Annotated in this window: 24 protein-coding genes and 1 pseudogene; 15 read left to right on the plus strand and 10 right to left on the minus strand. The window is 32.1% G+C overall.

The features are described 5' to 3' along the window. Positions 1–118: 118 nt before the first annotated feature. Both BN2665_RS22330 and BN2665_RS22335 read right to left on the minus strand, forming a co-directional pair. A pseudogene (locus BN2665_RS22330) lies at positions 119–1,483 on the minus strand (IS1182 family transposase). Between the two features lie 216 nt (positions 1,484–1,699). Then, the gene (locus BN2665_RS22335; protein ID WP_055669303.1) at positions 1,700–2,362 is read right to left on the minus strand and encodes a carboxylesterase family protein; all 663 of its coding nucleotides are present in this window, start codon (positions 2,360–2,362) and stop codon (positions 1,700–1,702) included. A 217-nt stretch (positions 2,363–2,579) separates the two neighbouring features. On the opposite strand from BN2665_RS22335, the gene BN2665_RS22340 reads away from it, so the two are divergent. The 7 genes from BN2665_RS22340 (at position 2,580) to BN2665_RS22370 (ending at position 9,183) form a co-directional block, all read left to right on the plus strand. After that, the gene (locus BN2665_RS22340; RefSeq protein ID WP_055669304.1) at positions 2,580–3,197 is read left to right on the plus strand and encodes a GntR family transcriptional regulator; all 618 of its coding nucleotides are present in this window, start codon (positions 2,580–2,582) and stop codon (positions 3,195–3,197) included. Between the two features lie 169 nt (positions 3,198–3,366). Beyond that, positions 3,367–4,485, plus strand: a complete 1,119-nt coding sequence (locus BN2665_RS22345) for a betaine/proline/choline family ABC transporter ATP-binding protein (protein ID WP_055669305.1) — start codon at positions 3,367–3,369, stop codon at positions 4,483–4,485. Positions 4,486–4,488: 3 nt separating this feature from the next. Then, a complete protein-coding gene (locus BN2665_RS22350) occupies positions 4,489–6,066 on the plus strand; it encodes an ABC transporter permease/substrate-binding protein (RefSeq protein WP_055669306.1) in 1,578 nt (525 codons plus the stop codon). Between the two features lie 234 nt (positions 6,067–6,300). Further along, complete coding sequence (locus BN2665_RS22355) at positions 6,301–6,900, plus strand: TetR/AcrR family transcriptional regulator (protein ID WP_055669307.1); 600 nt, start codon at positions 6,301–6,303, stop codon at positions 6,898–6,900. 17 nt (positions 6,901–6,917) lie between these two features. Beyond that, positions 6,918–7,769 carry an ABC transporter ATP-binding protein gene (locus BN2665_RS22360; protein ID WP_055669308.1) on the plus strand — a complete coding sequence of 284 codons (852 nt, stop codon included), beginning with the start codon at positions 6,918–6,920 and terminating at the stop codon, positions 7,767–7,769. Then, positions 7,766–8,467 (plus strand): fluoroquinolone export ABC transporter permease subunit, encoded by a 702-nt coding sequence (locus tag BN2665_RS22365; RefSeq protein ID WP_055669309.1) that lies wholly within the window; start codon positions 7,766–7,768, stop codon positions 8,465–8,467. The genes BN2665_RS22360 and BN2665_RS22365 overlap by 4 nt, the downstream gene beginning before the upstream one ends. Continuing rightward, positions 8,464–9,183: a hypothetical protein gene (locus BN2665_RS22370; RefSeq protein WP_055669310.1), complete on the plus strand. Its 720-nt coding sequence runs from the start codon at positions 8,464–8,466 to the stop codon at positions 9,181–9,183. Before BN2665_RS22365 ends, BN2665_RS22370 begins: the two co-directional genes overlap by 4 nt. A gap of 56 nt (positions 9,184–9,239) precedes the next feature. On the opposite strand, the gene BN2665_RS22375 is transcribed toward BN2665_RS22370, so the two are convergent. The 4 genes from BN2665_RS22375 to BN2665_RS22390 form a co-directional block, all read right to left on the minus strand. Continuing rightward, positions 9,240–10,037 (minus strand): DUF92 domain-containing protein, encoded by a 798-nt coding sequence (locus tag BN2665_RS22375; RefSeq protein ID WP_055669311.1) that lies wholly within the window; start codon positions 10,035–10,037, stop codon positions 9,240–9,242. Positions 10,038–10,054: 17 nt separating this feature from the next. Further along, positions 10,055–10,720 (minus strand): diacylglycerol/polyprenol kinase family protein, encoded by a 666-nt coding sequence (locus BN2665_RS22380; protein WP_055669312.1) that lies wholly within the window; start codon positions 10,718–10,720, stop codon positions 10,055–10,057. A gap of 193 nt (positions 10,721–10,913) precedes the next feature. Next, a complete protein-coding gene (locus BN2665_RS22385) occupies positions 10,914–11,639 on the minus strand; it encodes a polysaccharide deacetylase family protein (protein WP_055669313.1) in 726 nt (241 codons plus the stop codon). 13 nt (positions 11,640–11,652) lie between these two features. Beyond that, a complete protein-coding gene (locus tag BN2665_RS22390) occupies positions 11,653–12,834 on the minus strand; it encodes an amidase domain-containing protein (RefSeq protein ID WP_055669314.1) in 1,182 nt (393 codons plus the stop codon). A 125-nt stretch (positions 12,835–12,959) separates the two neighbouring features. On the opposite strand from BN2665_RS22390, the gene BN2665_RS22395 reads away from it, so the two are divergent. After that, positions 12,960–14,300, plus strand: a complete 1,341-nt coding sequence (locus tag BN2665_RS22395; protein WP_055669315.1) for an MATE family efflux transporter — start codon at positions 12,960–12,962, stop codon at positions 14,298–14,300. Positions 14,301–14,358: 58 nt separating this feature from the next. Here the strand turns inward: BN2665_RS22395 and trhA are convergent, their stop codons facing one another. Continuing rightward, positions 14,359–15,006: a PAQR family membrane homeostasis protein TrhA gene (gene trhA, locus BN2665_RS22400; RefSeq protein WP_055669316.1), complete on the minus strand. Its 648-nt coding sequence runs from the start codon at positions 15,004–15,006 to the stop codon at positions 14,359–14,361. A 258-nt stretch (positions 15,007–15,264) separates the two neighbouring features. Here trhA and BN2665_RS22405 point away from each other — a divergent pair, with 258 nt between their 5' ends. Together BN2665_RS22405 and rd are read left to right on the plus strand one after the other, a co-directional pair. Then, positions 15,265–15,849 carry a DUF1836 domain-containing protein gene (locus BN2665_RS22405; protein WP_055669317.1) on the plus strand — a complete coding sequence of 195 codons (585 nt, stop codon included), beginning with the start codon at positions 15,265–15,267 and terminating at the stop codon, positions 15,847–15,849. 85 nt (positions 15,850–15,934) lie between these two features. After that, a complete protein-coding gene (gene rd / locus BN2665_RS26540) occupies positions 15,935–16,096 on the plus strand; it encodes a rubredoxin (protein WP_074042388.1) in 162 nt (53 codons plus the stop codon). Positions 16,097–16,109: 13 nt separating this feature from the next. Here rd and BN2665_RS22410 read toward each other — a convergent pair whose 3' ends face one another. Both BN2665_RS22410 and BN2665_RS22415 read right to left on the minus strand, forming a co-directional pair. Further along, positions 16,110–16,484 carry a PqqD family protein gene (locus tag BN2665_RS22410; RefSeq protein WP_055669318.1) on the minus strand — a complete coding sequence of 125 codons (375 nt, stop codon included), beginning with the start codon at positions 16,482–16,484 and terminating at the stop codon, positions 16,110–16,112. Between the two features lie 42 nt (positions 16,485–16,526). Further along, on the minus strand, positions 16,527–18,461 hold the full coding sequence (locus tag BN2665_RS22415) for an OPT family oligopeptide transporter (RefSeq protein WP_055669319.1): 1,935 nt from the start codon (positions 18,459–18,461) through the stop codon (positions 16,527–16,529). Between the two features lie 445 nt (positions 18,462–18,906). Here BN2665_RS22415 and BN2665_RS22420 point away from each other — a divergent pair, with 445 nt between their 5' ends. From BN2665_RS22420 to BN2665_RS22440, 5 genes are all read left to right on the plus strand, one after another. Further along, positions 18,907–20,523 (plus strand): ABC-F family ATP-binding cassette domain-containing protein, encoded by a 1,617-nt coding sequence (locus tag BN2665_RS22420; RefSeq protein WP_055669320.1) that lies wholly within the window; start codon positions 18,907–18,909, stop codon positions 20,521–20,523. 239 nt (positions 20,524–20,762) lie between these two features. Then, positions 20,763–21,050 (plus strand): TrkA C-terminal domain-containing protein, encoded by a 288-nt coding sequence (locus BN2665_RS22425; protein WP_055669321.1) that lies wholly within the window; start codon positions 20,763–20,765, stop codon positions 21,048–21,050. A gap of 11 nt (positions 21,051–21,061) precedes the next feature. Continuing rightward, positions 21,062–21,343, plus strand: a complete 282-nt coding sequence (locus BN2665_RS22430) for a DUF503 domain-containing protein (RefSeq protein WP_055669322.1) — start codon at positions 21,062–21,064, stop codon at positions 21,341–21,343. A gap of 182 nt (positions 21,344–21,525) precedes the next feature. After that, a complete protein-coding gene (locus BN2665_RS22435; protein WP_055669323.1) occupies positions 21,526–23,205 on the plus strand; it encodes a 2-oxoacid:acceptor oxidoreductase subunit alpha in 1,680 nt (559 codons plus the stop codon). Next, positions 23,206–24,069, plus strand: a complete 864-nt coding sequence (locus BN2665_RS22440; RefSeq protein ID WP_055669324.1) for a 2-oxoacid:ferredoxin oxidoreductase subunit beta — start codon at positions 23,206–23,208, stop codon at positions 24,067–24,069. Positions 24,070–24,283: 214 nt separating this feature from the next. On the opposite strand, the gene BN2665_RS22445 is transcribed toward BN2665_RS22440, so the two are convergent. Then, positions 24,284–26,281, minus strand: a complete 1,998-nt coding sequence (locus tag BN2665_RS22445; RefSeq protein ID WP_055669325.1) for a phosphodiester glycosidase family protein — start codon at positions 26,279–26,281, stop codon at positions 24,284–24,286. Positions 26,282–26,343 lie beyond the last annotated feature (62 nt).

A 26,343-nucleotide genomic window follows, 5' to 3' on the forward strand; every position in this document is an offset into this window, starting at 1 on the left:
TGTTGAAAAACCCCATCGGATTTTATGAAAATCCTGATGAGGTTTTTTAACATCAAAAAAATCCATACTGTGGGCGTGGGTAGGTGAAAAACTCACGTAAAAATTGGTATTTTCTCTCCTAAGAGTACGAGCATTGGCGTGATAACACCAATGCAATCTTCTTTATATTCTGTGCTACTGATGTTAGTAGGCACTGTTCACTAACTTTGGGTAATCCGCGGAAGCGAGCGTAGCGAAGCCCATGCAGTTCGTTTGACTCTGCAGCGCTTCGCTAAATAGTTTCCTTTCTACGTTTATAGATACCGTTACCTTTATCAGATCTAAGAAAGTCAAAAACCTTTTCCTTTAACTCCTCCCATACATGCCGTCTAATTGTCCTGACATCAGCTTTATCTGATGTCAAGCACTTTTCTCGTAACGAACAATTATCACAGTAGAACTTATCACTTACATATTCTTTATATCCTTGTCTTGTTGTTGTCTTATAACGCAATGGTGCTGCACCTGGACAAACATATAGATCATGTTCAGGTACATACTGAAATCTTAGTTTAGTAAATTTGCCTTTTACATGTGGTCCCATTCTAAAACCTAACACTGCCTGATAACTTTTTTCTGAGAGTTTCTTTATAGTTGGAGCTGTTGAATATCCTGCATCAGCTACTGCATACTTAGTATCAAACTTAAATTTGTCTATTATTGTGTCAACTCTATCCACATAAGGTTCGTCATCATTGATATTTCCAGGGGTTACGTAGCTATCAAGGATAATGTTATACCTACCATCAACAGTTCTATGCTCAAGGTAAAAGAACCCTTTTGGCTTTCCATCTCTTGTCATAAATCCGCTATCTGGATCAGTTGTACTTACTTTTCTATTCTTCTCTATTTTATCTGGAAGCTTTTTTTTTAGAGGTGTCTGACCATGGTCTTCTCTTGACTTATTTACTGCATCATCAAGATCATTTAGATAATCTTTGGTTGATGCAGTTATTTCTTCATTGGTGAATTTATTCTTATTGGCATTTGCCTTTATATGTGTAGAATCTGTATAAAGTATCTTGCCACTTACCAGTTTTTTCTCAATAGCAATGTCCACTATTTTATCAAATATCTTCTGGTATACATCTGATTCGCTAAAGCGCTTAGTTCTATTTTTGCTAATGGTTGAATGATCTGGAATCTTTTCTGATAACGAGAAACCCAAAAACCATCTATACGCTATATTAACTTCAATTTCTTCTACAAGTCTTCTTTCTGATCTTATTCCAAATATGTAACCTATCAGTAGCATCTTAAAAAGAACTATCGGGTCAATAGCTGGTCTGCCATTATCAAGACAGTAATACTCCTTTGTTAATTCTCTAATAAACGAGAAATCAATGCATTTATCAATCTTTCGTAACAAATGATTTTGTGGAACCAAGTTTTCAATATATACTAATTCTAGTTTCTGCTGTGCAGAATTATTTTCTTTAATCATGCTTTATCACCTCATACTATCCTATTAGTATAATATTCTACACCGAAGTTAAAAATCCTTTTTGCAAAGAAAAAATACCCGCCACAGCGGGTATTCCCATAAAATGTTTATCAACAGTCTGACGACGAAAGTCGTCTTTTTGAATGCACAATGAAGGAAATTTTTTCTCCTCTGATGATGCGAAAAAGTTAGGGATTTATAAAGTGTGGCTAATGCTTAGCCACGGCTTTGGCTTAATAGCCATTCATAAATTTCTGGATTTTCATAAGTTTCACTCCAAGAATCATGTCCTGCCTCAGGATAAATTGTGAATCTAGCTTCATTACCTAATTCCTTTAAGGAATTCACTATAAATTCTGTGCCCTGAATTGGAACAGTTTCGTCTTTTGCTCCGTGAAAGGTCCAAATAGGAAGTTCTTTTAATTTAGGGAGCTTTTCTTTAAAGCATACGTTCCAAGGACCACCGCATATGGGCAAAATGGCAGCAAATTTCTCTGGATGTTCAGAAGCTAATTTCCAAGTACCATAGCCGCCCATGCTTATACCAGTTAGGTACACTCTATTCTTATCTATGGCATAATTTGATAAGATTTCATCTATAAGCAGGTTTAAATCTTGTGTACGTTCAGTCCACCAAGAATCCGTAGGACATTGTGGAGAAATAGCTATAAATGGGAAATTCTTGCCCCCGGCAATTAATTTAGGTATGCCATGGATTTTTACTAGTTTTAAATCTTCTCCTCTTTCTCCAGCCCCATGAAGAAATATTACTAATGGAAATTTATCATCTTCATTATAATTTTTAGGAAGATAAAGCAGGTAATTTAAACTTATATCTTTTATTATAGTTTTTTTAAAGGTATTTATTTTTTGACACATAATGCATCTCCCCCTTTATAAGAATTATCGGTGATATTTATAATTTTTTCTATGTTTTTTCTTATTATTTTTTAGTAGAAAGATACAAAAACTTATTAAGCTATATATTCATAATAACAATGTTTTCATGTATAATTGGAGAGAAGCCTTGATTTTAGTTTAGGTAAGAATAATAAATTTTAATTGAATAAAGATTCAAAGTTATGGAGGGATTATAATGAAAAATAGCAATGAGCCAATTTATAAAAATATTGCTTTGGACATTGCAAATAAAATAGTAAGAGGGGAGTTAAAGCCTGGGGAGAGGATCAGTGGAAGGTCCACCTTAGCAGGAATATATAAGGTTTCTCCAGAAACCATAAGAAGAGCTATAGCGTTATTAGAAGAGATGAAGGTTGTATCTGCTAATTTGGGTAGCGGAATAAACATCCTATCCATATCTTCAGCGGAGAGATTTATAGAAAAGAATAAAAATAATGAATATGTAAATACGGTGAAAGAAAATATATTCGAAATATTAGAACAGAAAAAGAAATTAGATAAAGAATTAGAAGAAAATTTCAATAAAATTTCTGATTTTATTGAAAGGTTCAATAGTATATCGCCCTTCACACTTATAGAAATAGATATTAAGGAAAACAGCAAGGTTGCTAACAAAAAGGTAAATGAGGTTAAGTTTTGGCAGTATACTGGTGCTACTATAATAGCTTATAGAAGAGAAAAAGATATAGTGGTATCTCCAGGACCAGATTACATATTCCAACCTGGGGATATAATTGTAGTTATAGGTAGTAGTGATGTATATGATAAAGTATATAGTTTTTTAAATTATTAAAAGAATATTTACAATTTTAAACTCGATAAAGCCGCTTTAAAGCGGCTTTATCATTTTAAGCTAACATTATATTTACATAATATTTAAAATATAAAACCTTTTCATAAAAAACAAAAGTAACAACTTTATGATATAATTAAGTTGTTACTTTTGTTTAAGGAGGTTTATTATGATAGAATTTATTAACATACAAAAAAAGTTTCAAAATAAAACTATCTTAAAAAATATAAATTTTAAAATTGCAAAAGGAGAATTAGTAGTTTTAATAGGACCTAGCGGCTGTGGAAAGACCACTTCCTTAAAAATGATTAATAAGCTAATTGAACCTAGTGAAGGAAGTATTTTAATAGATGGCAAAGATATATCAAGCCTGAACACCATAGAACTTAGAAGAAATATAGGTTATGTTATACAGCAAACAGGATTATTTCCTCATATGACTGTAAGAGAAAATATAGGATTAGTACCTAGTTTGAAAAAGTGGAGCAAGGAGAAAATAGAGGAAAGAGTAATAGAGCTGCTTGCTATGGTAGGTATGAATCCAGAAGAATATATAGATAGATATCCTAGTGAACTGAGTGGAGGACAGCAGCAAAGAATTGGTGTGGCTAGAGCCTTTGCTACTAATCCAGAAATTATTTTGATGGATGAGCCTTTTAGTGCATTAGATCCTATTACTAGGAATCAGCTTCAGGATGAGTTATATAGCTTACAGCAAGAATTTAAGAAAACTATAGTATTTGTCACCCATGATATGGACGAGGCTCTTAAATTAGGGGATAGAATTTGTATTATGCAGCAGGGAGATATATTGCAATATGATGCTCCAGAAAATCTATTAAGAAATCCTAATGGGGAGTTTGTTGAAGAATTTATAGGAAAAAATAGAATATGGAGCAATCCGGAATATATAAAGGCTAGAGATATCATGATAAAGGATCCTGTTACCACTAATGGAATTAGAAGCTCTCTTCAAGGAATAGAAATTATGAGACAGAAAAAAGTAGATAGTCTGCTTATAGTAGATAAAAGAAATACCTTAGAAGGGATTATAACCTTAAAAGATATAAGAAAAGATTCTAATTATAATATAAAGCTAAAGGATATAATGGAAAGGCAGCTTATCACTGTAAATGAAGAAGATTCAATCTTAGAGGTTTTAAATAGAATGAACAAGGAGAGCATAGGTTATATACCTGTAGTAGATGATAACTCTACTCTAAAAGGCTTGATTACTAAAAGCAGTCTTCTTTCAGTATTAAGCAATCAATATTTACAGGAGGTGTAATTTATGAAGGCATTAACAGATTTTTTTAATTTTGTAATAGAGAGAAAAACTCAAATAATTGAATTAATATTAGAACATATTCAATTGACATTTTTAGCAGTGGTTTTAGCTATTGTCATAGGAGTGCCTCTTGGCATAGTAATAACTAGAAAAAAGAAATTGGCATCACCTATAATAGGTTTTGCCAATGTTGTCCAAGCAATTCCAAGCTTAGCTCTATTAGGATTTTTAATTCCTTTATTAGGTATTGGAAGCAAGCCAGCCATTGCCATGGTTTTATTATATTCCCTGCTGCCTATACTTAAGAATACTTATACAGGTATAAGCAATATAAATGGGGATATGATAGAAGCTGCCAAGGCTATGGGAATGACTAAAGGAGAAATGCTCCTTAGGGTTGAAATCCCCTTGGCCTTGCCTATAATAATGACAGGTATAAGAATTTCAGCAGTTACAGCGGTAGGATTAATGACCATCGCAGCTTTTATTGGAGCTGGAGGCCTAGGCTATATGGTATTTTCAGGGGTTCAAACAGTAAATAATTATATGATATTAGCAGGAGCCATACCTGCTTGCTTACTAGCACTACTGATGGACTGGATAATAAGTAAAATAGAAGAAATGGTAACACCTAAAGGTATTAAGGCTTCAAAGAATTCAGGAGAAAAGAAAAATAGTAAATTTAGAAGCATATTTATAAAATATTCTTTAGCCACCTTAACTATTATAGTGTTAGCTACTAGTATTGGATCCTTTATTAATAAGAAAGATAAAATCGTTGTGGGTTCCAAGAATTTTAATGAACAGTTGATTTTAGGGCATATGATATCTACATTGATAGAAAAGAATACAGATTTAAAAGTAGATAGAAAATTAAATTTAGGAGGAACTCTAGTAACTTTTAATGCTATAAAATCTGGAGAATTAGATGTTTATGTGGAATATACAGGGACAGGTCTAGTGAATATATTAAACGAAGAAGCAATAAAAGATTCGGATAAAGCTTATGATAAGGTAAAGGAGGAGTTTAAAGATAAATTTAATATTGAGGTACTAAATCCTCTGGGCTTCAATAATACTTATACCTTAGCTATGAAAAAAGATGTGGCAGAGAAAAATAATATAAATAGTTTTTCTGATTTAGCTAACTTTAGCCCTGACCTTGTGCTAGGTTCTACTATTGAATTTACTAATAGAGAAGATGGATACAAGGGTTTAAAGAGTTCTTATAATATGAATTTTAAGGAAGTCAAAACTGTGGATGGAGGATTAAGGTATACTTCCATTAATAATAATAGCAGCGATGTGATTGACGCTTTTTCTACAGATGGATTATTAAAAGCTTTTGACTTAAAAGTCCTAAAAGACGATAAAAACTTTTTTCCTCCTTATCATGCAGTGCCAATGATCAAGGGAGAGATCTTGAAAAAGTATCCTGAGTTAGGAGAGGTTATAAATAAATTATCAGGAAAGTTAGATGATAATACCATGAGGGAATTAAACTATAGGGTGGATAAGCTAAATGAAGATCCAAGAAAAGTAGCTGAAGAATTTTTAAAAGAAAATGCATTAATAAGCTAGATTAAAATCAAGGCCAATCTAAAGTAAGATTAGTTTAAAATTTACTTTAGATTGGCTATTTTTTTAATAAGATTAAAACTACTTTTTGTATTAATAGTAGCTTTTAAACCAAACATTGACAATGGATTTATAATATAGTACACTTAAATCATGAATTTATGAACATAAAAAATATTTATTCATAGGTTCGTAAAATTGTAAATTTTAAACCTATAAAGTGTAAGGAGGAATAATGTGACAAGGGCTTTTAATGATAGAGAAAAAGAAATTATAAGACAAGCTTTAATTGAAAAAGGAAGGGAACTATTTTTAAGCTATGGGTTAAAGAAAACCAGTATAGCTGATATTACCAGAGCTGTAGGCATTGCTCAGGGTTCCTTTTATATATTTTTTGATTCTAAAGAGGATTTGTATTTTGAAATATTACAGATAGAAGAAGAAAAAATAAGAGGAAGCCTTATAGATGAACAGCTATTAAATAAGAAGCTAACAAAGGAAGTATTTAAGCTATTTTTAAAGGAGGCTTTTAAAGCCATAGAGAGTCCATTGATTAAAACCTTATTGATAAAAGAAGAATATGAAAATCTCGTAAGAAAACTATCTGAAGAAAAAGTAAAGCAGCACTTACAGAATGATTCCAAGGAGATGCTGCCCTTAATTGAATATTGGCAGAGTCAAGGTATAATGAAAAAAATACCAGCAGAGATAATAATAAGCTCCATAAGAACCCTTTTTATAATGTCCTTACATAAGAAAGAAATAGGAGAGGAGATATATGAAGAGACTATTAGTTTTTATATAGAGGCTTTGTGCGAGCAGCTTATTTTAGAGTAAGTAATGGGGGGAGAATAATGATAGAGGTTAATAAATTGAGATTTTCTTATAATGGAAAGGAAGAAACTATAAAAAATATAAGCTTTTCGGCAGAACCTGGTGAAATATTTGGATTTTTAGGACCTTCAGGAGCTGGAAAGAGTACTACTCAGAAGATTTTAATCGGAATATTAAAGCGCTATGAAGGCAGTGTAAAGGTGATGAATAGGGAACTAAGAGATATAAAAAAAGATTATTATGAGCATATAGGAGTAGGCTTTGAGCTTCCTAATCTCTATACAAAGTTCACAGCCTTAGAAAATATGATGTTTTTTAAATCCCTTTATTCTACGCCCACTCTTAATCCAATAGAATTGCTAAAGTCTGTAGGATTGGAGGAGAATGCAGCAACAAAGGTTTCCGACTTTTCTAAAGGCATGAAAATGAGATTAAATTTTTGTAGAGCCTTTTTAAATAATCCTAAGGTAGTATTCTTAGACGAGCCTACCTCTGGACTGGATCCAGTAAATTCTAAAAGGGTTAAGGATTATATTTTAAAGATGAAGGAGCAGGGAAAAACCATATTTTTAACCACTCACAACATGAATATAGCTGAAGAGCTTTGTGATAAAGTAGCCTTTATAGTCAAAGGAGAGATTCCCATAATAGACTCCCCAAGAGAACTAAAAATTAGATATGGTAATAAGAGATTGATAGCAGAATATAAAGAGGAAGATGTACTGATCAGCAGAGAATTTTCCTTAGAGGGCATAGGAGAAAATAAAGAATTTTTAGATATATTGAGAAATAAACCTCTGCAAACCCTTCATACTCAAGAAGCTACCTTAGAAGATATATTTATTAAAGTAACGGGGAGGAGCTTATCATGAGATTACTCTCCCTAATAAAAAATGACATCAAATTTCAAGTGAAGCATGGATTTTATCAAATCTATATAGTAGTAACTTTGCTCTATATTATATTATTAAGAATTGTAGAACCCTCCTTTAGGAGCTTTATAGCCACTACCATAATCTTTTCTGATCCTTCAGTGTTAGGTTTCTTTTTTATTGGAGGGGTAGTGCTGCTTGAAAAAAATCAGAATATATATCAAAGCATCTTCGTATCGCCTTTAAGGGAAGAGGAGTATTTGATTTCTAAGGTAGTATCCTTTGCTCTAATATCTGTTATAAGCAGCTTTGCTATAGCTTTTTCTATAAATGGCTTTAGCTTTAATATAGTGTTATTTATGTTAGGAGTATTATTAACTTCTGCATTCTTTACGTTGATGGGCTTCATTTTGGTATCAAGAACTAATACTATAAATGAGTACCTTATAAGCTCACCCCTAATATCAATCTTAATATTACCTATGTTAGAGTTTTTGAAAATATACAATTCACCTATTTTTAATTTTTTTCCTGCTAAAGCATCCTTAAATTTGATATATGGTTCTTTTTTAGGTACTAATAATATTCAAGTAATTTTATCTATTGTAAATTTAGGAGCCTGGATTATTTTTGCATTCTTATGGGCAAGGGCTTGGTTTAATAGATTTATTGTTACAAGAATAGGAGGGGGAAAATGAAAAAAATAATGGTTTTAGCTTTAAATGATATGAAAAATATAAGAAGAGATTCAATGCTATTACCAATTATAATAGCTCCAATAATGTTGACTCTATTAGCTAGGTTTGGGATACCTGCTATTAGGAATATGGTGCTTGAAAAACTTAGCTTTGACATATATCCTTATTATGACTTCATAGCATTGTTATTTTTAATGGTGATTCCTATGATGGTGAGTATTATAGAAGGATTTATATTACTTGATGATAAAGATGAGGAAATGTTAAGCTACTTTGCTATAACCCCTTTAACAAAATCAGGCTATTTAAAATATAGATTAATATCTTCTTTAATAGTGTGCTTTATACTAATAAATTTATTTCTGATTTTTTCTAATCTTGTTAAGTATAGTTTTTTAAAATTCATGTTAATTTCCTTGCTGGCATCTTTAGAAGGTGCCATAGGAGCTATAATTTTAGCTACCTTTGCATCTAATAAAGTTGAGGGATTAGCACTTTCTAAAGCCCTATCTTTATTTATATTACCATCAGCCATAGCCTATTTTGTAAAGTCTAAACTTCATTGGTTTGGCGCTTTTGTTCCTCATTTTTGGATGGAAAAAAGCTTTATGGCTGCTTTATATGGCAATAATTTTATTCTATTTCTTACTATAGGTCTAATATGTCATATGGCACTTTTATACTATTTAGTTAGAAGTTTGGTATATAAGTATTAATAAAGCATAAGCATGAAAAAGCTTGATTCTGTAAAGTGGAATCAAGCTTTTTGCAATTAAATTATAAATAGTACTATCAATGTAGAGATTAAATTACTGGAAAAATTTACCATATCATTGTTTATAAAAGAGAAGCCTTTAATAAGCTTGTTAGAAATATTATTATACATTCTTTTTTCTGTAGTAGTCTTTAAGGCTTCACAATAATATTGAGCTTGAATTGAAGCACCTAATATACTATCTATGATAGAGCCTGCAAAACCTATAAGTAAACATAATATAGAATAAATAAACCCTTGTTTTATATCCTTATATGTAATAATGTGAGCTATAAAGTATACTGAAGCAATGAAAGAGGCGCCTAAGAAGGCAAAGGTTGTACCTAATATGCTTATACCACCGGACATTCCTTTTTCTAGAGGCTTAAAATTTAATATGCATAGAGGTTTACTCTTACTTAATACACCTATCTCAGAGGCCCAAGTATCTGCAGTAGCTTCAGCAAAGGATACTGCATAGGCCAATAAAAATGCTGGGCTAGGATGAATGTAATATAAAAATGTAAATATCAATCCTACTCCTCCATTAGCAAATACCTGAATATAGTCGCGATTTCCGTCTTTCTCATTTAACTTATCAAAGCTCTGTTTATTATAGTTTTTAAATTTAGTTAGGATACTAGAAGATACAAAAAAAGCCACCATTATAACAGAAAACCATAATCCGCCAAAATAGTAAATCCCAGTACCCAGCACTATTGCAGCCAGGAAACCACTTCTATTTAATGAGGATTTTTTATAAGCGGCAAAGGCTATTAAAAAAGAAGAGGTTAGTCCAATTATAAAGTCTAACATATAATCACATCCTAATTTTATAGTAATATATTAAGCAAGTAATACAGTAAGGAAGTACCTAAGGGTACTGTTAGATTGTCCAATCCATAGGGAGAAAAGGCCTCCAAAATTGTACTTATTAAAGCTAATATTAAGCTAAATAAAATAATATTTATTGGATTAAATATATAAAGTACGGATAAGGAAACCATAAAGGAAAATAAAAACATAGTTACGCTTCCTTCAAGGCTTTTACTATTCCCTAATACTTTAAATTTATGTTTTCCATATTTAATACCAACTATAGCAGCAAAACCATCGCCATATCCCATAGTCAATATGCCTAAAGCCCCAATATATGAGAACTCACTGTTTTTAAAGGTAATAAGAGCTAAAATCAATAAGGATAGGGCAAAGTACACAGTACCTAGATCATTTTTAGAACCGTCCCTCTCCATGGCTTTAAATACCTGTTTTTTGTAGGAGATATAGTTTATAATAACGAAAAGTGCAGGTACAATAGCAGCATATATATTGCTATTAAAAAAAATCATAGCAATAATCCACCAGTTAGAAACTCCTACATGAATAAATTTTCTGCTGCCCTCATTGGATAGCATATTAAATTTAGTCAGTAAGGAGGATAGTCCAATAATAAAAAATACAAATAATATAGATATCAATATGCCAATTATATTATTCAATATTAACACTCCTGTTCCTTAAATAGCAAAATATAATAAATAGCCTTCACCATATTATAGCAGAAGTTGGCTATCTTTATCAAAAGGATTAAAGCTTTAGGAGAATTAAAATGACATGGTTAAAATACGCTTCAACCTAGAAGAAAATTTTAGATATTCTAGGCTGAAGCGCATTTTTACTTATTTTTAATTTTTATTTTTTTCTATGGAGATGATAATATTCTTCAGTATCAGGTGTAATTGCTTTAAATTCATAGCCTAAATCCCTATAGTATTTTATAATACTTGGGAGGGCTTTTACAGTATTTCTGTTGTTAGAGTTACAATGCATCAATATGATTATTCCATTATAGTTACCTTTAATTTTTTTAGAGTTATTTAAAAATTGCTGAGGGGAAAGATCAGGACTTAGGCCGTCTTTTATATCCACATTCCAATCATATATTTTAAAGTTGTTAGAATGGAGCTCCATTAAAAATTCTGGTGTTAATTTTCTATAAGGATTATTAGTCCCCCAGGGAAATCTAATTATATAGGAACTATGGTTTGTAATGGCTTTAATTTTTTCTTGAGTCAAAAACATTTCATTTACAAAATTTTCGATGTTACTATATATTTTTTTACTATTATGACTATAGGTATGAAGACCAATACTATGACCTTCATCATATATTCTCATAACTATGTCTTCCCTGCTAGGAATTTCTTTACCTACTATAAAAAAGGTTGCTTTTACATTATGCTCTTTTAATACATCCAAAATTTTATTGGTAATTAGTCTAGGGGGACCATCGTCAAAGGTTAAGTAAACCACCTTATCATTTTCTTGGGCTTTAGGACTTTTAATATCTGTAAAGAAACTTATCAAGCATAAGATTAATATTAGCTTAATAAAAAATTTGTGTTTACAAAGTTTCATTATATCACCAGCTCTATCTCATTTTTATTATATGAAAGTATATGTTTTTGTCACCCCAACCTAAATCCCAAGGCACATGATACCTGTCTGTAGTATGAGAATTAATTAAAGGATAACCTTTAGAATCAAAGCCAGTAATAATAGCAAAGTGATCTATATCCCTTCCCTTAGCATAGCATATTAAATCTCCTAGCTCTAATTGAGAAATAATCGTACAATTTGTATTTACTATATCTTTGAAGGTTCCTCTTTTAAGCACTCTTCCTCTACCGCTATAAATTAAATAGTTTTTAAAGCCATCCGCATTAACCCAGGCCTTGCTTCCAGCTCCACCACTGTAAGGAGAATGAACATAGAACCAAGTAGAGTCAGCTTTTAATCCTCCGCCCTCTTTATCTCCAAGACATTGAGAAACATAATTTGTGCAGTTTCCTCCAACTCCAGTAAAGTTTTTATATTTTTTAGGATACTTCTCAGTATTACCGCTAGCCCAGGGGATACCACAATATTTATCTGCATATTCCACAGCCTTTAAGCGATTAAATTTTGAAGAAAAAGCCTTTTTCTGATCTTCTGGTGACTTATAGCAATTAGGAATATTAAATATGGGGGGAGAATTATCATCTATAGCTATATTTTCTTTTATGTCACCAGTATAAGCTTTTAATGCATCTTCAAAACAATCTGTATACCAATCACTATAAATTAGCCATTTACTACTCTTTTTTGCAAGTTCAACACTATGAATGATACCAACACCAAAAACATTAGGTGTTTTAGCTTCATCATCCTTGTAATGATATTGAAATTTATAATATTCATCTAATAAAAATTTTATTCTACCTTTTGTATTTATAGTTTTTCTTACTTTTATAGTAGAGCTTACTTCATCAAATTTCATGCCTCTTTCTTTTGCCCATGTGTTTAAATATTTTATCCTTCTTACCTCATGTTCTAGAGACCATTTTCCTAAATTTTGAGAAGTATCATAATAGGACTCTAACGTCTTTATATTTCCATCTATGAAAGCAGAAGACCTTACAAAATATATGTTTTCTACTGCATTTTTAGCTTCTTCTGTGGTGCTTAAATTTTTATTTCCTTCATTTTCAGCCTTAGCTATAATATTTTGATATGGACAGGTTAGAAAATACATTATTAGAAGTAGTTTTAAAAGCAGCTTATATTTTTTCATTTAGCCAACCTCCTAATTAAAAAAACATTCTTATTTTAGTATCTCATTTTTATCATATATCTTTCATAAATATATAAAGAATGAATTTCAAAGTATGGTGTATTTTTCACAGAAAGGTACTATATATGATAAAAGATCAAAGATTTAATGAGACTTTTAATTTAAGCTGGCCTATAGTGGCAGAGATGGTGGTATATACATTAATTACCAACATAGATATGATTCTAATGGGCAAATTCGGAGGAAATATAGGAATAAGCTCTTTAGCCTTATGCAATAATATAATGAATATAATGGTGTCTGTGCTATTATCCATGGGAATTTCTATAGCTACTATAGCTTTAATCTCCAATAAGCTTGGAAAAGGAAAGATAATTGAAGCAAAAAAATACTCAAGAAATGCTATTATAATAACTTTTGTAATAAGTCTGATATTATTTATGTTTATTAGAATTTTTTCAGGAAAGATTTTATATTTAAGTGGAGCAAGAGAAGAAATCTACGATACTGGTAAGAAGATATTGCAAATAAACAGCATATTAATAATTATACAAATGCTTACTATGATAACTAATTCAGTGTTAGTAGCTTATGGAGAAAGTAAAAAATCCTTTTTTAGTGTGGGAATAATTGGAATCTGCAAGTTATTTTTGAATGTAATTTTTATTTTTAGTTTTAATATGCAAAAGTTAGGCTTTATTATTTTTAGTATTACATCTATAGTAGCTAATTTTGTTGCATTTATCTATTCAACTTTGTCCTTAAGTAATTTAGAAGATTATAAAAGAATCAAAACTCATAGCTTGTTTAATATTAGTTATATGAAAAAAATCATAATTTTATCCTTTCCCTCTTCTATGGAAGAGATAGCCTTTAGCCTAAGCAGATTTATAGGCAGTTCTATAATTTTGCATTGTGGAACCTTAGGCTATGCTGCTAATGAAATAGCTAATAATATTGAGGCTTTCTCAGTAATGCCTGGTATAGGTATTGGGATAATAACTACATCTTTAGTGGCTTATCATAGTGGAAAAACAGATTATAGAAAAATAAAAAAGCAAGTAGTTATCAATGCACTAGCCGCTACAGGTATTATGTGTACCTTAGCATTATTGTTTTTATTATTTCCAAAGTTTTTAGTAGGTATATATATAGGAAGAGAAGAAAAAGAACTGATAAATTTAACAAGTGCCTGCCTAATAATTGGTGCTTTAGAGCAACCTTTCATTGCTATATCCTCCGTTTTTGCTTGTGCTTTAAAAGGACTAAGAAATACTAAAACCCCATTTTATATATCTGCCTTTACAGCTTGGATCATTAGATTACCATTAATATATTACACCATATACAAGCTAAAATTCAACGTAACGGCAGTATGGTGGATTACAGCTTTACAATGGGGAATAGATGCACTGCTCATGTATATATTTTTTATAAAAGAGATTGAAAAAAATAAAAAATCATAATAAGTTTTTTGAGGAAAACTTATTATGATTTTTGCATAAACGACTAAAATTTATGTTTTTACATAACGTAATTATATACTAATAGGAAGTGGCTTAAGCTACCAAAGAGCACAAATATGTGAAATAGCTCATGAAATCCAAATTTAACACTGAAGTTTGGCAGTTTTAATGCGTAAATAATACCACCTATGGTATAAAAGATACCACCTAATACTAACCAAGTAATACCCATGGTTGGAAGCACCTTAGATAAAGGAGAAAAAGCGATGACCACCAACCATCCCATTAAGAGGTAAAAGGCAGTAGAGAGCCAACGTGGTGCATTAAACCATATCATTTTAAATAGAATGCCTAAAAGAGCTAAGCTCCATATGGATATGAATATACTCCAACGCCAATAACCATTAAGAGATATAAGACAAATAGGAGTATAAGTTCCAGCGATTAAGACATAAATCATTGAATGGTCTAATTTTCTTAAAAACTTTATTACTCCATCTGAGGATTTAACCAAATGATAAACAGAGCTAGCGGTGTATAAAAAAATTAAACTTAAGCCAAAAATAATGGCAGAAGTAAGAGAAAGATATTTATATTCTTTAAAAGTCAAAGCCTTTAAAATTAGAGCTACTAACCCTACTAAGGATACTAAGGCACCTAAAAGATGGGAGAAGCCGCTTACAGGTTCTCTGAAATACTTATTCATAAAATCACCTCTTTAATAATTTTAATATAATGATATGTAGTTTTTAAAACTATGTTATGTTATATGAAAATTATATTACTATATCTGAAATATTTAAAGTTCCAAAAAAATTGATTTTTAAAGAAAAATACGGGTAATATTCTGTTTTTCTTGATTTTTGTGCCTATAGCTATTAATATTAAAATATAGAATATAAATATAACATTATATAGTTTTTCTAACTAAGTATAAAATATACAAGAATTTAAGGAGATTTTTATGGAGTTTAGTTCTGATTTGCTAATAGATTTGTTAAATAGTTTAAATTTAGATGAGGAAATAGAGTATGAAGAGATACCTAGTATAGATTTGTACATGGATCAGGTAATTACCTTATTTGAGAATAATTTAAGCGGCAATAAACGAAGTGCAGAGGATAAAATATTGACCAAAACTATGATCAATAATTATGCTAAGGATAAGCTTTTAATGAGCATAAAGAATAAAAAATATTCAAAAGAACATATTATACTTATGATTTTAATATACAATCTTAAACAGAGCTTATCTATTGCTGATATAAAGTACCTTGTAAGTCCATTAGTAAAGGATATTGAAGGTAATAAGGATATAGATGTTTCAAAGTTATACAAAAACTATTTAAACATAAAAGCCTTAGATATTGAAAAAAATGAAAAGCTTGTTAAAGATAAATATGAGGCTATAGATTCCATGGCAAAAAATGAAGATGAAAAAAGCAAGGAATACGAGGTGATTTTACTCACAGCGTTGTCCCTTATAAATACTGCTAATATACAAAAGAGGTTAGCGGAAAAAATAATTGATGAGTATTTTAAAAAATAATATTAAATAATAAATATTATTGACTAGTATTTTAATATAGTGTATTTTCTATATATATTACTAGTTTAAACTAGGAGGGAAGACCTTGAAAAAATATGTTTGCGTAGAGTGCGGCTATATATATGATCCAGAGATAGGAGATGTTCAAAACGGAATAGAGGCTGGAACTTCCTTTGAAGATTTACCTGAAGATTGGTTATGTCCTATCTGTGGTGAAACTAAAGATGTCTTTGAAGTGTTGGAATAAGGGGTTTAACCCCTTATTTTTTCTTTTCAAAGCTTATCCAGCCTTTTTTATTTAAATATCTTAAATATAATATAAGTCTATCATAAATAGGTTCGCATTTCTTTCCAAATTTTTCGAATAATTTTTGCCCTATTTCATATACAGAATTATTTCCATCTATGAGCTTCCATATCTCACTGCCCATTTCATCTAACTCTACATCGCTTATATAAGGCTTTTTAACTAACCACCTTAATAATTTTTCTACGGGCTTTATATGATGGAATATAAGAAAAACTCTATGGTTTCGAACCTCGTATTCTATATGCTTTTTCTTAGGCACATATAATAAAAAATTATCTCCTTTTGCCTGTGCTCTACTTTTTTCTTTTAGGTTTTCTTCTGACATATATGCCTCCTAAATTTAAGGAAGAGCCTAAAGCTCTTCCTCTTATTTTACTTTATCAGCTTTTATTGTGTATCTATAGAATAAGAATACTAATATAGCTAAGAATACAGAAGATAGCCAAGGACTGCTGGCTAAAGTATCACCTAGGAGCTTTGGACCAAAACCAATATTTACTTCCAAGAATGCAAAAACAGCTATAACTATACCCATTAATGCATCACCAGCTACCAACCCAGAAGCAGTAAGTACTCCTTTTTCAGTTTGAACTTTAAGCTGTTCTTCATTTTTCTTAAATTTCTTATCAACTAGTACTCTTATTATACCACCTATAAGAACTCCAGAGCTTAGATTAATTGGAAGATATAATCCAAGGGCAAAAGGAAGCACTGGAATCTTCATAAGCTCGCACATTACACCTAATACTATGCCTATGATTACAAGGGTCCAAGGAAGTTGTCCCTCCATAACTCCTTTAACTATCATAGCCATTAAGTTAGCTTGTGGGGCAGGTACTTGGTCTGAACCAATGCCATATTGCTTTGCAAGCATTAATATTATCATTCCGATAAAAGCAGTTGAAGCTGCCACAGCAATAAACATACCAACTTGAACCTTCTTAGGAGTTCCTCCTACTATAAAATTTACTTTTAACCCTTGAGCAACTCCTCCAGCTACAGCGGTAGCAACACAAACTATAGCACCAGAAATAATAGCAGCTAACATACCTTCATTACCAATTATATTGGAAGCCCTTAAAACTCCAGCAATAACTAATAAGGATGCTATGGTCATACCAGAAATAGGATTGTTGGAAGTTCCGATAAGTCCAACTATTCTAGCAGAAACTACTGCGAAGAAGAATGCACATATTATACCAAGAATTGCGCCAAGTGGTCCTGTAGCTACTATGCTTGGCATTATCCAACAAAGAACAAATACCAGAACAGCTCCGCCTACAACCCAAGTTATTGGAAGATCTGTATCTCTGGAATGTGAAGCATTAGCCTTAGCTTTTGCACCAATTCCACCTAAAGCTGCTTTAAAGGACTTAACTATAGTAGGCATAGATTTTATAATGCTTATGGCTCCACCAGCAGCCACAGCTCCAGCACCTATATATTTAATATAGAACTTTGATATTTCGCCTGGTGACATTTCAGCAATAAGCTTCGTAGCAGGGAATAGTGCTACACTGGAATTAGCTCCAATATATTTGATTAGCGGAGCTAGACCAAAGCTTGCAACTAAAGCACCAGCAAACATATAAGATGCAATTTCAATACCAACTATATAGCCAACACCCACTAGGGATGCTACAGCGTCAATACCAAAAACAGAACCAGGAAGACCTTTGATGGCCCAAGTTGGTGATTCACCCCATAGCATAAAGCCGCCGGATAATAATTTATAAAAGCCTCCTCCAGCAACACCCATCATCATGTTTTTAAATCCACTTCCGCCAGCACTGCTATTTACAAGCACTTCCGCAGTAGCCATAGATTCAGGATAGATCAATTTTCCATGTTCTTCTACAGTTAAATATCTTCTTATAGGGATAACAAATAAAATACCTAGAAGTCCACCTAAAACTCCTACTGCAATAATTGTAGTAAGCTTTAAGTCCATTCCTAAGACTATAACTGCAGGAATAATAAATATAAGTCCGCCAGCTAGAGATTCACCCATGGATGACATGGATTGTATCATATTAGCTTCTAAAATATTATTGCGTTTAAAAATACCTTTTAAAAAGGTAGTGGATAGTATGGCGGCTGGAATACCAGCAGCAATTGTCATACCTACCTTTAATCCTAAATAGGTGTTGGCAGCTCCAAAAACTATGGCAAAGAAGCATCCTATTAGGATAGAAACTAAGGTAAGCTCAGGCATTGCTTTTTCTACAGGCACGTAAGGGATGTAGTCATCACCATTAACGCCGCCGTAGGCAGTGGTTGATAAACCTTTTTTCTCTTCCATTTTTTTATTTCCCCCTTTATTCTTTGAAAATATACATTGCACAAGTTATAAGTAACAATCTTGATGCAATGCATGTACTAAAATATATGTGAAATATTTTAGACTAAGTGAATAAGATAGAATATATCTTTTAGATGTAATCGTTTAGATTGCATCTAAAATAATTAATATTGAATAATATTCAATATTAGAAATATTAATTATGTTGCGATTTTTCATGTAATTAATTATATCATGTTATTTTTCAAATTTATAGATATTTTTCTTTCAAATTCGAAAAAAAGTTTAATTTATATGAAATTAATCTCATATTATTTAACAAAAAATGAAAGGTTGCTTTCTTTTTTATAAACCATTTAAGTTAATATATAATAGTTTATATTTATTTTAAAATATGATATAATATTGCGGAGTTTCGACAAAGGATATGGAGGAAATAAGAAAAATGATAACAGTTCAAAATGTAGGGTTAAGATACGGAGGAAGAAAGCTTTTTGAGGACGTAAATATAAAATTTACACCTGGTAACTGCTATGGAGTGATAGGTGCAAATGGTGCTGGTAAGTCCACTTTTCTAAAGATATTATCAGGGGAAATAGAGGCAAACACTGGAGAAGTGATATTAACTCCAGGAGAGAGAATAGCAGTTTTAAAACAAGATCATTTCCAGTTTGATGATTTTAGAGTATTAGATACAGTAATTATGGGACATGAGAGATTGTATTCTATCATGAAGGAAAAGGATGCTCTATATGCTAAAGCTGACTTTTCTGATGAAGATGGAATAAAGGCAGCAGAGTTAGAAGGAGAATTTGCTGACTTAAATGGATGGGAAGCAGAAACAGAGGCTGAAATGCTGCTAACAGGATTAGGTATTTTAAAAGAGTTGCATGATAAAACCATGAGAGAACTCTCTGGAGCTGAAAAGGTTAGAGTACTTTTAGCGCAGGCTCTATTTGGAAGACCGCACATACTTTTACTAGACGAGCCTACTAACCACTTAGATATAAGATCCAAGAGATGGCTAGAGGAATTTTTAATAGATTTTCCTAACACAGTTATTGTAGTTTCTCATGATAGACACTTTTTAAATAAAGTTTGTACTCAAATTGTGGATATTGATTTTGAAAAAATACAATTATATGTAGGAAATTACGATTTCTGGTATGAATCCAGCCAATTAGCTCTTCAAATGTCAAAGGATCAAAATAAAAAGAAGGAAGAAAAAATTAAGGAGCTTCAGGACTTTATCGCAAGATTTAGCTCTAATGCTTCTAAGGCAAAGCAGGCCACTTCTCGTAAAAAGCAATTAGATAAAATCACTCTAGATGATATAAAGCCTTCTTCAAGAAGATATCCTTTCGTAGGCTTTAAGCCAGAGAGAGAAGCAGGTAATGATATATTAAGAGTAGAAGGTTTGACAAAAACTATAGATGGAGTAAAAGTGTTAGACAATGTTAGCTTTACTGTAAATAAAGGTGATAAAATTGCTTTCGTAGGAAGAAATGAGATTTCCTATACTACGCTTTTCAAGATTATCACTGGGGAGCTAGAACCCGATAGCGGAGAATTTAAGTGGGGAATAACCATAACTAATTCCTACTTCCCTAAGGACAATTCTCAGTACTTTGAGGGCTCTGATTTAACTCTAGTAGATTGGCTACGTCAGTTCTCAGAAGAAAAATCTGAGAGCTTTATAAGAGGGTTCTTAGGAAGAATGTTATTCTCAGGAGAAGAGGCTTTAAAAACGGTCAATGTACTTTCAGGAGGAGAGAAGGTTAGATGTATGCTTTCAAAAATGATGCTAAGCTCTGCTAACTTTTTAATATTTGACGATCCTACTAACCACTTAGATTTGGAATCCATCACCGCTTTAAACAATGGGTTAATTAAATTTAGTGGTACTATGCTGTTCACTTCTCACGATCATCAATTTATTGAAACCATAGCTAATAGAATAATAGAAATTACGCCTAAGGCATTGGTTGATAAGCAAATGACCTATGATGAATACATTGAAAATGATGAGTTGCAAAAAAATATAGAAGAAATGTATCTATAAAATTAAGCATGAAGTTATAATGCTAAAGTATTATAACTTCATGCTTTTATTTGTGGTCACATTAAAACATAGCAGGTTTTACTTTTTGATAATATGCATTTACAATTTTACATGTATAATCAATATTTATGATATATCGCCTAGGAAATATATCGTGAAGTAGAAAGGGGATTAAAGCAGCATATACCACTGTAGATGCTTTAAAATCTAAGCCAATATATGAAGTTTTATTAGAGAGAATGAAAAGCAAAGGTGCATGTAAAAATGATGAGGAAGAACAGTGTAAAACTTTAATAGAATTAGCCGTTAATTTAGAATCTATACTTGATGGTAAAAGAGTAAAAGAAATTCAATGGCCTAAAGAATGTCTGATTGTAAGTATCAAAAGAGGGGAGAAGGAGATAATACCAAAAGGAGAGGTAAGAATAAAGGCTGGAGATTACATTGTGGTTTTATGCGAAGCTTCATATGAACGGGAAATTAAATATGCCTTAGGGGAACTGTGCTATAAAAACATTGAGTTTTAAGAGGTGAGGTTGTGATAATAGGTACTGCAAAAATTTATCTAAATGCAGGTTGGTGTCATTCTTTAAAGGAGAAAAGAATGGTGGTAAAAAGCATAGTAGATAGGACTAGTCATAAATTTAATATATCCATAGCGGAAGTAGAGGATCAAGATCTTCATCAAAGCATAGTCATAGGAATAGCATGCGTAAGTAATAGTACTAAGCACGCTAATAGCGTAATACAAAATGTATTAGATTATATTGAAGCAAATACTGAGGCGGTATTTTTAGATGCACATATAGAAATATTATAAAAGTGTCTATATACATAAAAAAGCTCGTAGAGAACACGAGCTTTTTTTATGCAATTATATAATAATTATTATTAAATGATAATGATAATTGACATCAATAACAAAATGGAATACAATAATATTGTAAAAAATATTTTTTTATATTTTTTATTTTTAAACATTACAAAGTGAGGTGTTTTTAATTGAATTTTAATATATTGATTGGTGGAACAGCAGGTCAAGGTATGGACACTATAAGTGATTTCCTTGAAAAGTTTTTAAAGAAAAAAGGTTTTTATGTTTTTTCTAATAAGGACTACATGTCAAGAGTAAGAGGAGGACATAACTTTACTCAAGTAAGGTTTGGAGAGGAACCTATATATGCTCACCATCCTGATTTGGATTTAATAGTTGCTTTAGATAAAGCTACAGTGGAGCTTCATAAGGAAAGATTAAAGCCAGAAGGAATTATTATTGTGGATGAAAGTATAGAAGCAGAAGATGAAAGAATCAATAAACTGCCTCTTATGAAAACAGCTAAAGAAGTTGGCTTAAGCAGAGCCTTTGGTACTGTAGCTGCCGGCGCTGTGATTAAACATTTTGGAGTAGCAAAAGAAGGCGTAGAAGAGGTAATACCAAAAAAATTCACTGAAGAAATTAGAAAAATTAATCTTGATGCTTTTAATAAAGGCTATGAATTAATAGAAGGTAAATTTAATCTTATAGAAGGTAAGGCAAAAAATTTAGTTATGATAAATGGTAATAACGCTATAGCTTTAGGAGCTATAACAGGAGGATTATCCTTCTACTCAGCATATCCTATGACTCCAGCTACCAGTGTAATGACTTATCTTGCTAAAAAGCAGGTAGAGGTAGGTATGGTAGTAGACCAAGCTGAAGATGAGGTAGCTGCTATTAATGCAGCTATAGGTGCATCCTATGCTGGGGCAAGAGCTATGACTGGTTCTTCCGGTGGAGGATTCTCATTAATGGTGGAAGCTCTTGGTCTAGCAGGAATAACTGAAACTCCTCTAGTAGTTATAGATTCTCAAAGACCAGGTCCAGCCACAGGACTACCTACAAGAACTGAGCAAAGTGATTTAAGCTTTATTTTAACAGCCTCTCACGGTGAGTTCCCAAGAATGGTTATTGGGGTAAGAAATGCAGAGGATGCTTTCTATCAAACTTTTAGAGCTTTAAATATAGCCGATAAATATCAAATGGTGGTAATTATATTAACTGATCAGTACTTGGCAGATTCTAATTTAACACTACCTAAATTTAAGCTAGAGGATCTAAAAATTGAAAGATATATATCAGGTGCAGAGACTATAGAAGACGGAGAAGAGTATAAGAGATACAAGCTAACCCCTAATGGAATTTCACCAAGATTAATACCAGGAAAAGTAGAGGGACAGGTTGTTCTTGTAGATAGCGATGAACACACTGAATATGCTCACATAACTGAATCAGGTGAAGTGAGAAATCAAATGATGGAAAAGAGAATGGGCAAGCTTGAATTATTAAAAGAGGAGCTTTTAGAACCAGAGTATTTTGGAGTGGAAAAGCCAGAGATACTTCTACTAGGATGGGGTTCAACCTATGGAGCCTTGAAGGAAGCGGTAGATATGCTTAATAAGGAAGATGTAAGTGTAGGAGCGCTAAGCTTTGGGGACATATATCCTCTACCTAAGCAGTTATTAAATAAATACTCAAAAGAAGCTAAATATGTAGTTAATATAGAGCAAAATTATACAGGACAATTAGGCAAGTTAATAACACAGGAAACTGGAATTCTCATGGATAAGATCATATTAAAATATGACGGAAAACAGATAACTCCTGTAGAAATATATGAAAGAGTAAAAAGTGAGGTGCTATAAATGTTAGATCTAAAATTATATAATACCAATGATGAAAATGCATGGTGCCCAGGATGCGGTAATTTCTCCATCTTAGATGCTATAAAGAAAGCAGCAGCAGAATTAGAAATAAAGCCAGAACAGTTAATGATGGTTTCAGGTATTGGTCAAGCGGCTAAAACTCCTCATTATATAAGAGCTAATGGATTTAATGGACTACATGGAAGAGCATTACCTCCAGCTCAAGCTATTAAAATGGTAAATAAGGATTTAAAGGTAATAGTAACAGGAGGAGATGGAGACGCTTATGGTGAGGGTGGAAATCATTTTCTTCATAATATAAGAAGAAATGTGGATATAGTACAGCTTGTTCATGATAATCAGATTTATGGATTAACTAAAGGGCAGGGCTCTCCTACTACAGCGCTTGGTCAAAAAACAAGTATGCAATTTGAAGGAGTTCATGTGTATCCTTTAAACCCCATAGCACTAGCTATAAGCCTAGGTGCATCCTTTGTAGCCAGAGCTTTTTCGGGAGATAAGGATAGATTAGTAGAAATATTAAAAGAGGCTATAAATCACAGAGGATATGCTTTAATAGATATATTACAGCCTTGTGTTACTTTTAATAAGGTGAATACCTTCAAATGGTATAAAGATAGAGTATATTATCTTGATGAGTCCTATGATCCAACAGATAAAGCTGCGGCATTTATAAAAGCACAGGAGTTTGGCGATGAAGGTATACCAGCAGGTGTAATATATAAGGAGCTAGGGAAACCAACCTATCATGATATGCATCCAGTGTTAAAGGACGGAGGAGCTCTAGTGGATAGAGTTTGGGAGCCTAAAGATGCAGAAAAGCTGATAGAGGAGTTTATGTAAAAGACTACGAAAGTCGGTTTTTTGAATTCACAATGCACAATTAATGAGGATTTTTCTCTGCTGCTCTACGAAAAATCTTTAATTATATTTTATAATAAAAGCAAAGCGAGGCTAAGTATTAGCCCCGCTTTGCTTTTACTATTTTACAATTTTTTCGTAACGCCAGTGTAGAAAAAAATTCCTTCATTGTGAATTGTGCACTGTGCATTGTGAATTAAATATTAAACGCCTTCTTTAAATTAGCCAATTCTTCTAACAAATAATCTCTGCTATATTTATTTTTTATTTTAAGTATATAGGTTTCAGCTTTTTTTGCGGAATTAAGATTCTTGCTATTATAGAATTCCATAAAGTACTGCATAGCAATCTTGAAATCATCTGTCCAGACCAAATCTTTTCCCCAGGCCGTTAATTCACCTAAAAGATAGGCTTTATCTACCTCAGCAATGCTAGAATTATTAATTTGAATTTGGATCTCATTATATATTTTAGCACTACCTGTGGAGGCTAATTCAGTCAATTTGCTATTTATGCTTTTTATTTCATCACTCCATACTATGTTTCCTATAGTTAATAGCTTTGATAATAGCATGGACTTATCAACACCGTCAGAAAGCTTATTTACTTCGTATACGGCCATATTATAATCGTAAAAAGTCTTAGTCAGTAGAGCTTTTTCAACCATCACTGTGGCAGAGCTTATTATTTCCACTTCAATATTGGTTGAAATTGAACCATAGCTTATTTTTATATTGCCAATTCCCTTAATATTACCAGCAGTAAAAACTCCAGCTGAAGATATACTTCCTAAATTAGGACTTACTTCATATTTAAGATTAGAAGGAAGCGGTACTGGATAATAGCTGGCGTCTGTTCCGTTAACCTTTAGTGAAAAGGAAGAACCTTCTACTACTCTAATTTTATTTGGATAAGCATAAAGTTTTGCTAGTTCATTATTTCTCTTAGATTTTGCTAAAAGCATTAATCCATTGCCAACGGCACGTTCTCTACCATCAGAGGGTTTATTTATAATCCTTGCACTTTCCTCTATTGGCAATTTTGCTGCCATAGTTGAAGAACCGCCACCATCTAATAAAAGCGCATCTGTACATCCTATGCTTTTAAAATAATTTGCTGTATCCCTATGAGGAATGCCATTACTCCATCCAGGTTGGCGACCATCTACCTGAAGAAATACTACTTCTCCATTTTTTTTAACTCCTACAGCAGTAGTAGGATAACGATCAGTGATATCAAGGGATGCTTGTACCTCTCCATCTTTTAAAAGAGACTTATATCCGCCAATGGCTTGTACAACATCATTCCACTGACCGCTCTTATCACTCATTAAAATATCTACTTCATCACCTAGTTTAAGTTCTTTTAATTGCCAAAAGCCTGGAGTATAAACCTCTGCAGAAAGCAAAAGCTTACCTTCTTCAATAGGCGTATAAGTAACTTCTTCTGTAATTTTCTCAACCTTGCATTTTATAGTTTGTCCTAGTTTTACTTCTCCCTCTTTAATTTCTAATACTACGTCTAAACTATTCATATTGGTTTGAGTGTTAGAGGAATAGTCAGAAGTATACAAAAACACTCCTAACTCATTTCTTTTTTTGTTAAATTGTAAAATATTTTGAGGCTTAATATCATTATTGACAGTGTATTCTAAGGAGATATCAGGATTTCCTATCACCACGCTACCATCTTTTTTTAATCCAAAGGCATTCCAATGCTCTTTCTTAGTTCCCTCGGCATTCCAGCCCTTACCGTTAGCGCTAATAAGTTTTCCGTTTTGTACTGTAAGTCCCACAGGTACTCCAGAATCCATCTGAAAGAAATCACCGTTTATTCCTCCAATAACTGTATAACCTTTGTCGTTGGCGGTTTTAATCATAGAGGAAAGGGTTTTTCTGCTATATAAGGTGTTTCCGTAAGTCATTAATATATCCACATCGGACTCCTTAGGATTAAAAGTTATAGTGTGGCCCTTTTGTTCCTTAGTAGTGGGCGATATAGAATTAAAGGCATTTAAAAACACACCATCAGCTATTTCCTTCTGTTCTTCAAAACTAATAGCTCCTACCCCGTTTTCAGGAGTAAGACTCTCTGCTAAAACCTTAGTATAGTCACTACTATAAGAAAGGGTTAACCCTAAACACATAGTAGTGAGACAAAGGCTGCTTATTAATTTTTTTATTTTTTTATTCATTGAACCATTCCTTTTTATACTGTATTTTTGGATTAATTGTAACATTTGGTAGAATAAATGTA

Origin of the sequence: Desnuesiella massiliensis (assembly GCF_001403615.1) — a bacterium.
In the GTDB taxonomy this organism is placed as follows: Bacteria; Bacillota; Clostridia; order Clostridiales; family Clostridiaceae; genus Desnuesiella; species Desnuesiella massiliensis.

Bases quoted from the DNA above. Each gene is read 5' to 3' on its own strand.
- BN2665_RS22335 (WP_055669303.1), bottom strand. From the start codon at position 2,362: ATGTGTCAAAAAATAAATACCTTTAAAAAAACTATAATAAAAGATATA.
- BN2665_RS22340 (WP_055669304.1), top strand. From the start codon at position 2,580: ATGAAAAATAGCAATGAGCCAATTTATAAAAATATTGCTTTGGACATT.
- BN2665_RS22345 (WP_055669305.1), top strand. From the start codon at position 3,367: ATGATAGAATTTATTAACATACAAAAAAAGTTTCAAAATAAAACTATC.
- BN2665_RS22350 (WP_055669306.1), top strand. From the start codon at position 4,489: ATGAAGGCATTAACAGATTTTTTTAATTTTGTAATAGAGAGAAAAACT.
- BN2665_RS22360 (WP_055669308.1), top strand. From the start codon at position 6,918: ATGATAGAGGTTAATAAATTGAGATTTTCTTATAATGGAAAGGAAGAA.
- BN2665_RS22365 (WP_055669309.1), top strand. From the start codon at position 7,766: ATGAGATTACTCTCCCTAATAAAAAATGACATCAAATTTCAAGTGAAG.
- BN2665_RS22370 (WP_055669310.1), top strand. From the start codon at position 8,464: ATGAAAAAAATAATGGTTTTAGCTTTAAATGATATGAAAAATATAAGA.
- BN2665_RS22375 (WP_055669311.1), bottom strand. From the start codon at position 10,037: ATGTTAGACTTTATAATTGGACTAACCTCTTCTTTTTTAATAGCCTTT.
- BN2665_RS22385 (WP_055669313.1), bottom strand. From the start codon at position 11,639: ATGAAACTTTGTAAACACAAATTTTTTATTAAGCTAATATTAATCTTA.
- BN2665_RS22390 (WP_055669314.1), bottom strand. From the start codon at position 12,834: ATGAAAAAATATAAGCTGCTTTTAAAACTACTTCTAATAATGTATTTT.
- BN2665_RS22395 (WP_055669315.1), top strand. From the start codon at position 12,960: ATGATAAAAGATCAAAGATTTAATGAGACTTTTAATTTAAGCTGGCCT.
- trhA (WP_055669316.1), bottom strand. From the start codon at position 15,006: ATGAATAAGTATTTCAGAGAACCTGTAAGCGGCTTCTCCCATCTTTTA.
- BN2665_RS22405 (WP_055669317.1), top strand. From the start codon at position 15,265: ATGGAGTTTAGTTCTGATTTGCTAATAGATTTGTTAAATAGTTTAAAT.
- BN2665_RS22410 (WP_055669318.1), bottom strand. From the start codon at position 16,484: ATGTCAGAAGAAAACCTAAAAGAAAAAAGTAGAGCACAGGCAAAAGGA.
- BN2665_RS22415 (WP_055669319.1), bottom strand. From the start codon at position 18,461: ATGGAAGAGAAAAAAGGTTTATCAACCACTGCCTACGGCGGCGTTAAT.
- BN2665_RS22420 (WP_055669320.1), top strand. From the start codon at position 18,907: ATGATAACAGTTCAAAATGTAGGGTTAAGATACGGAGGAAGAAAGCTT.
- BN2665_RS22425 (WP_055669321.1), top strand. From the start codon at position 20,763: ATGAAAAGCAAAGGTGCATGTAAAAATGATGAGGAAGAACAGTGTAAA.
- BN2665_RS22440 (WP_055669324.1), top strand. From the start codon at position 23,206: ATGTTAGATCTAAAATTATATAATACCAATGATGAAAATGCATGGTGC.
- BN2665_RS22445 (WP_055669325.1), bottom strand. From the start codon at position 26,281: ATGAATAAAAAAATAAAAAAATTAATAAGCAGCCTTTGTCTCACTACT.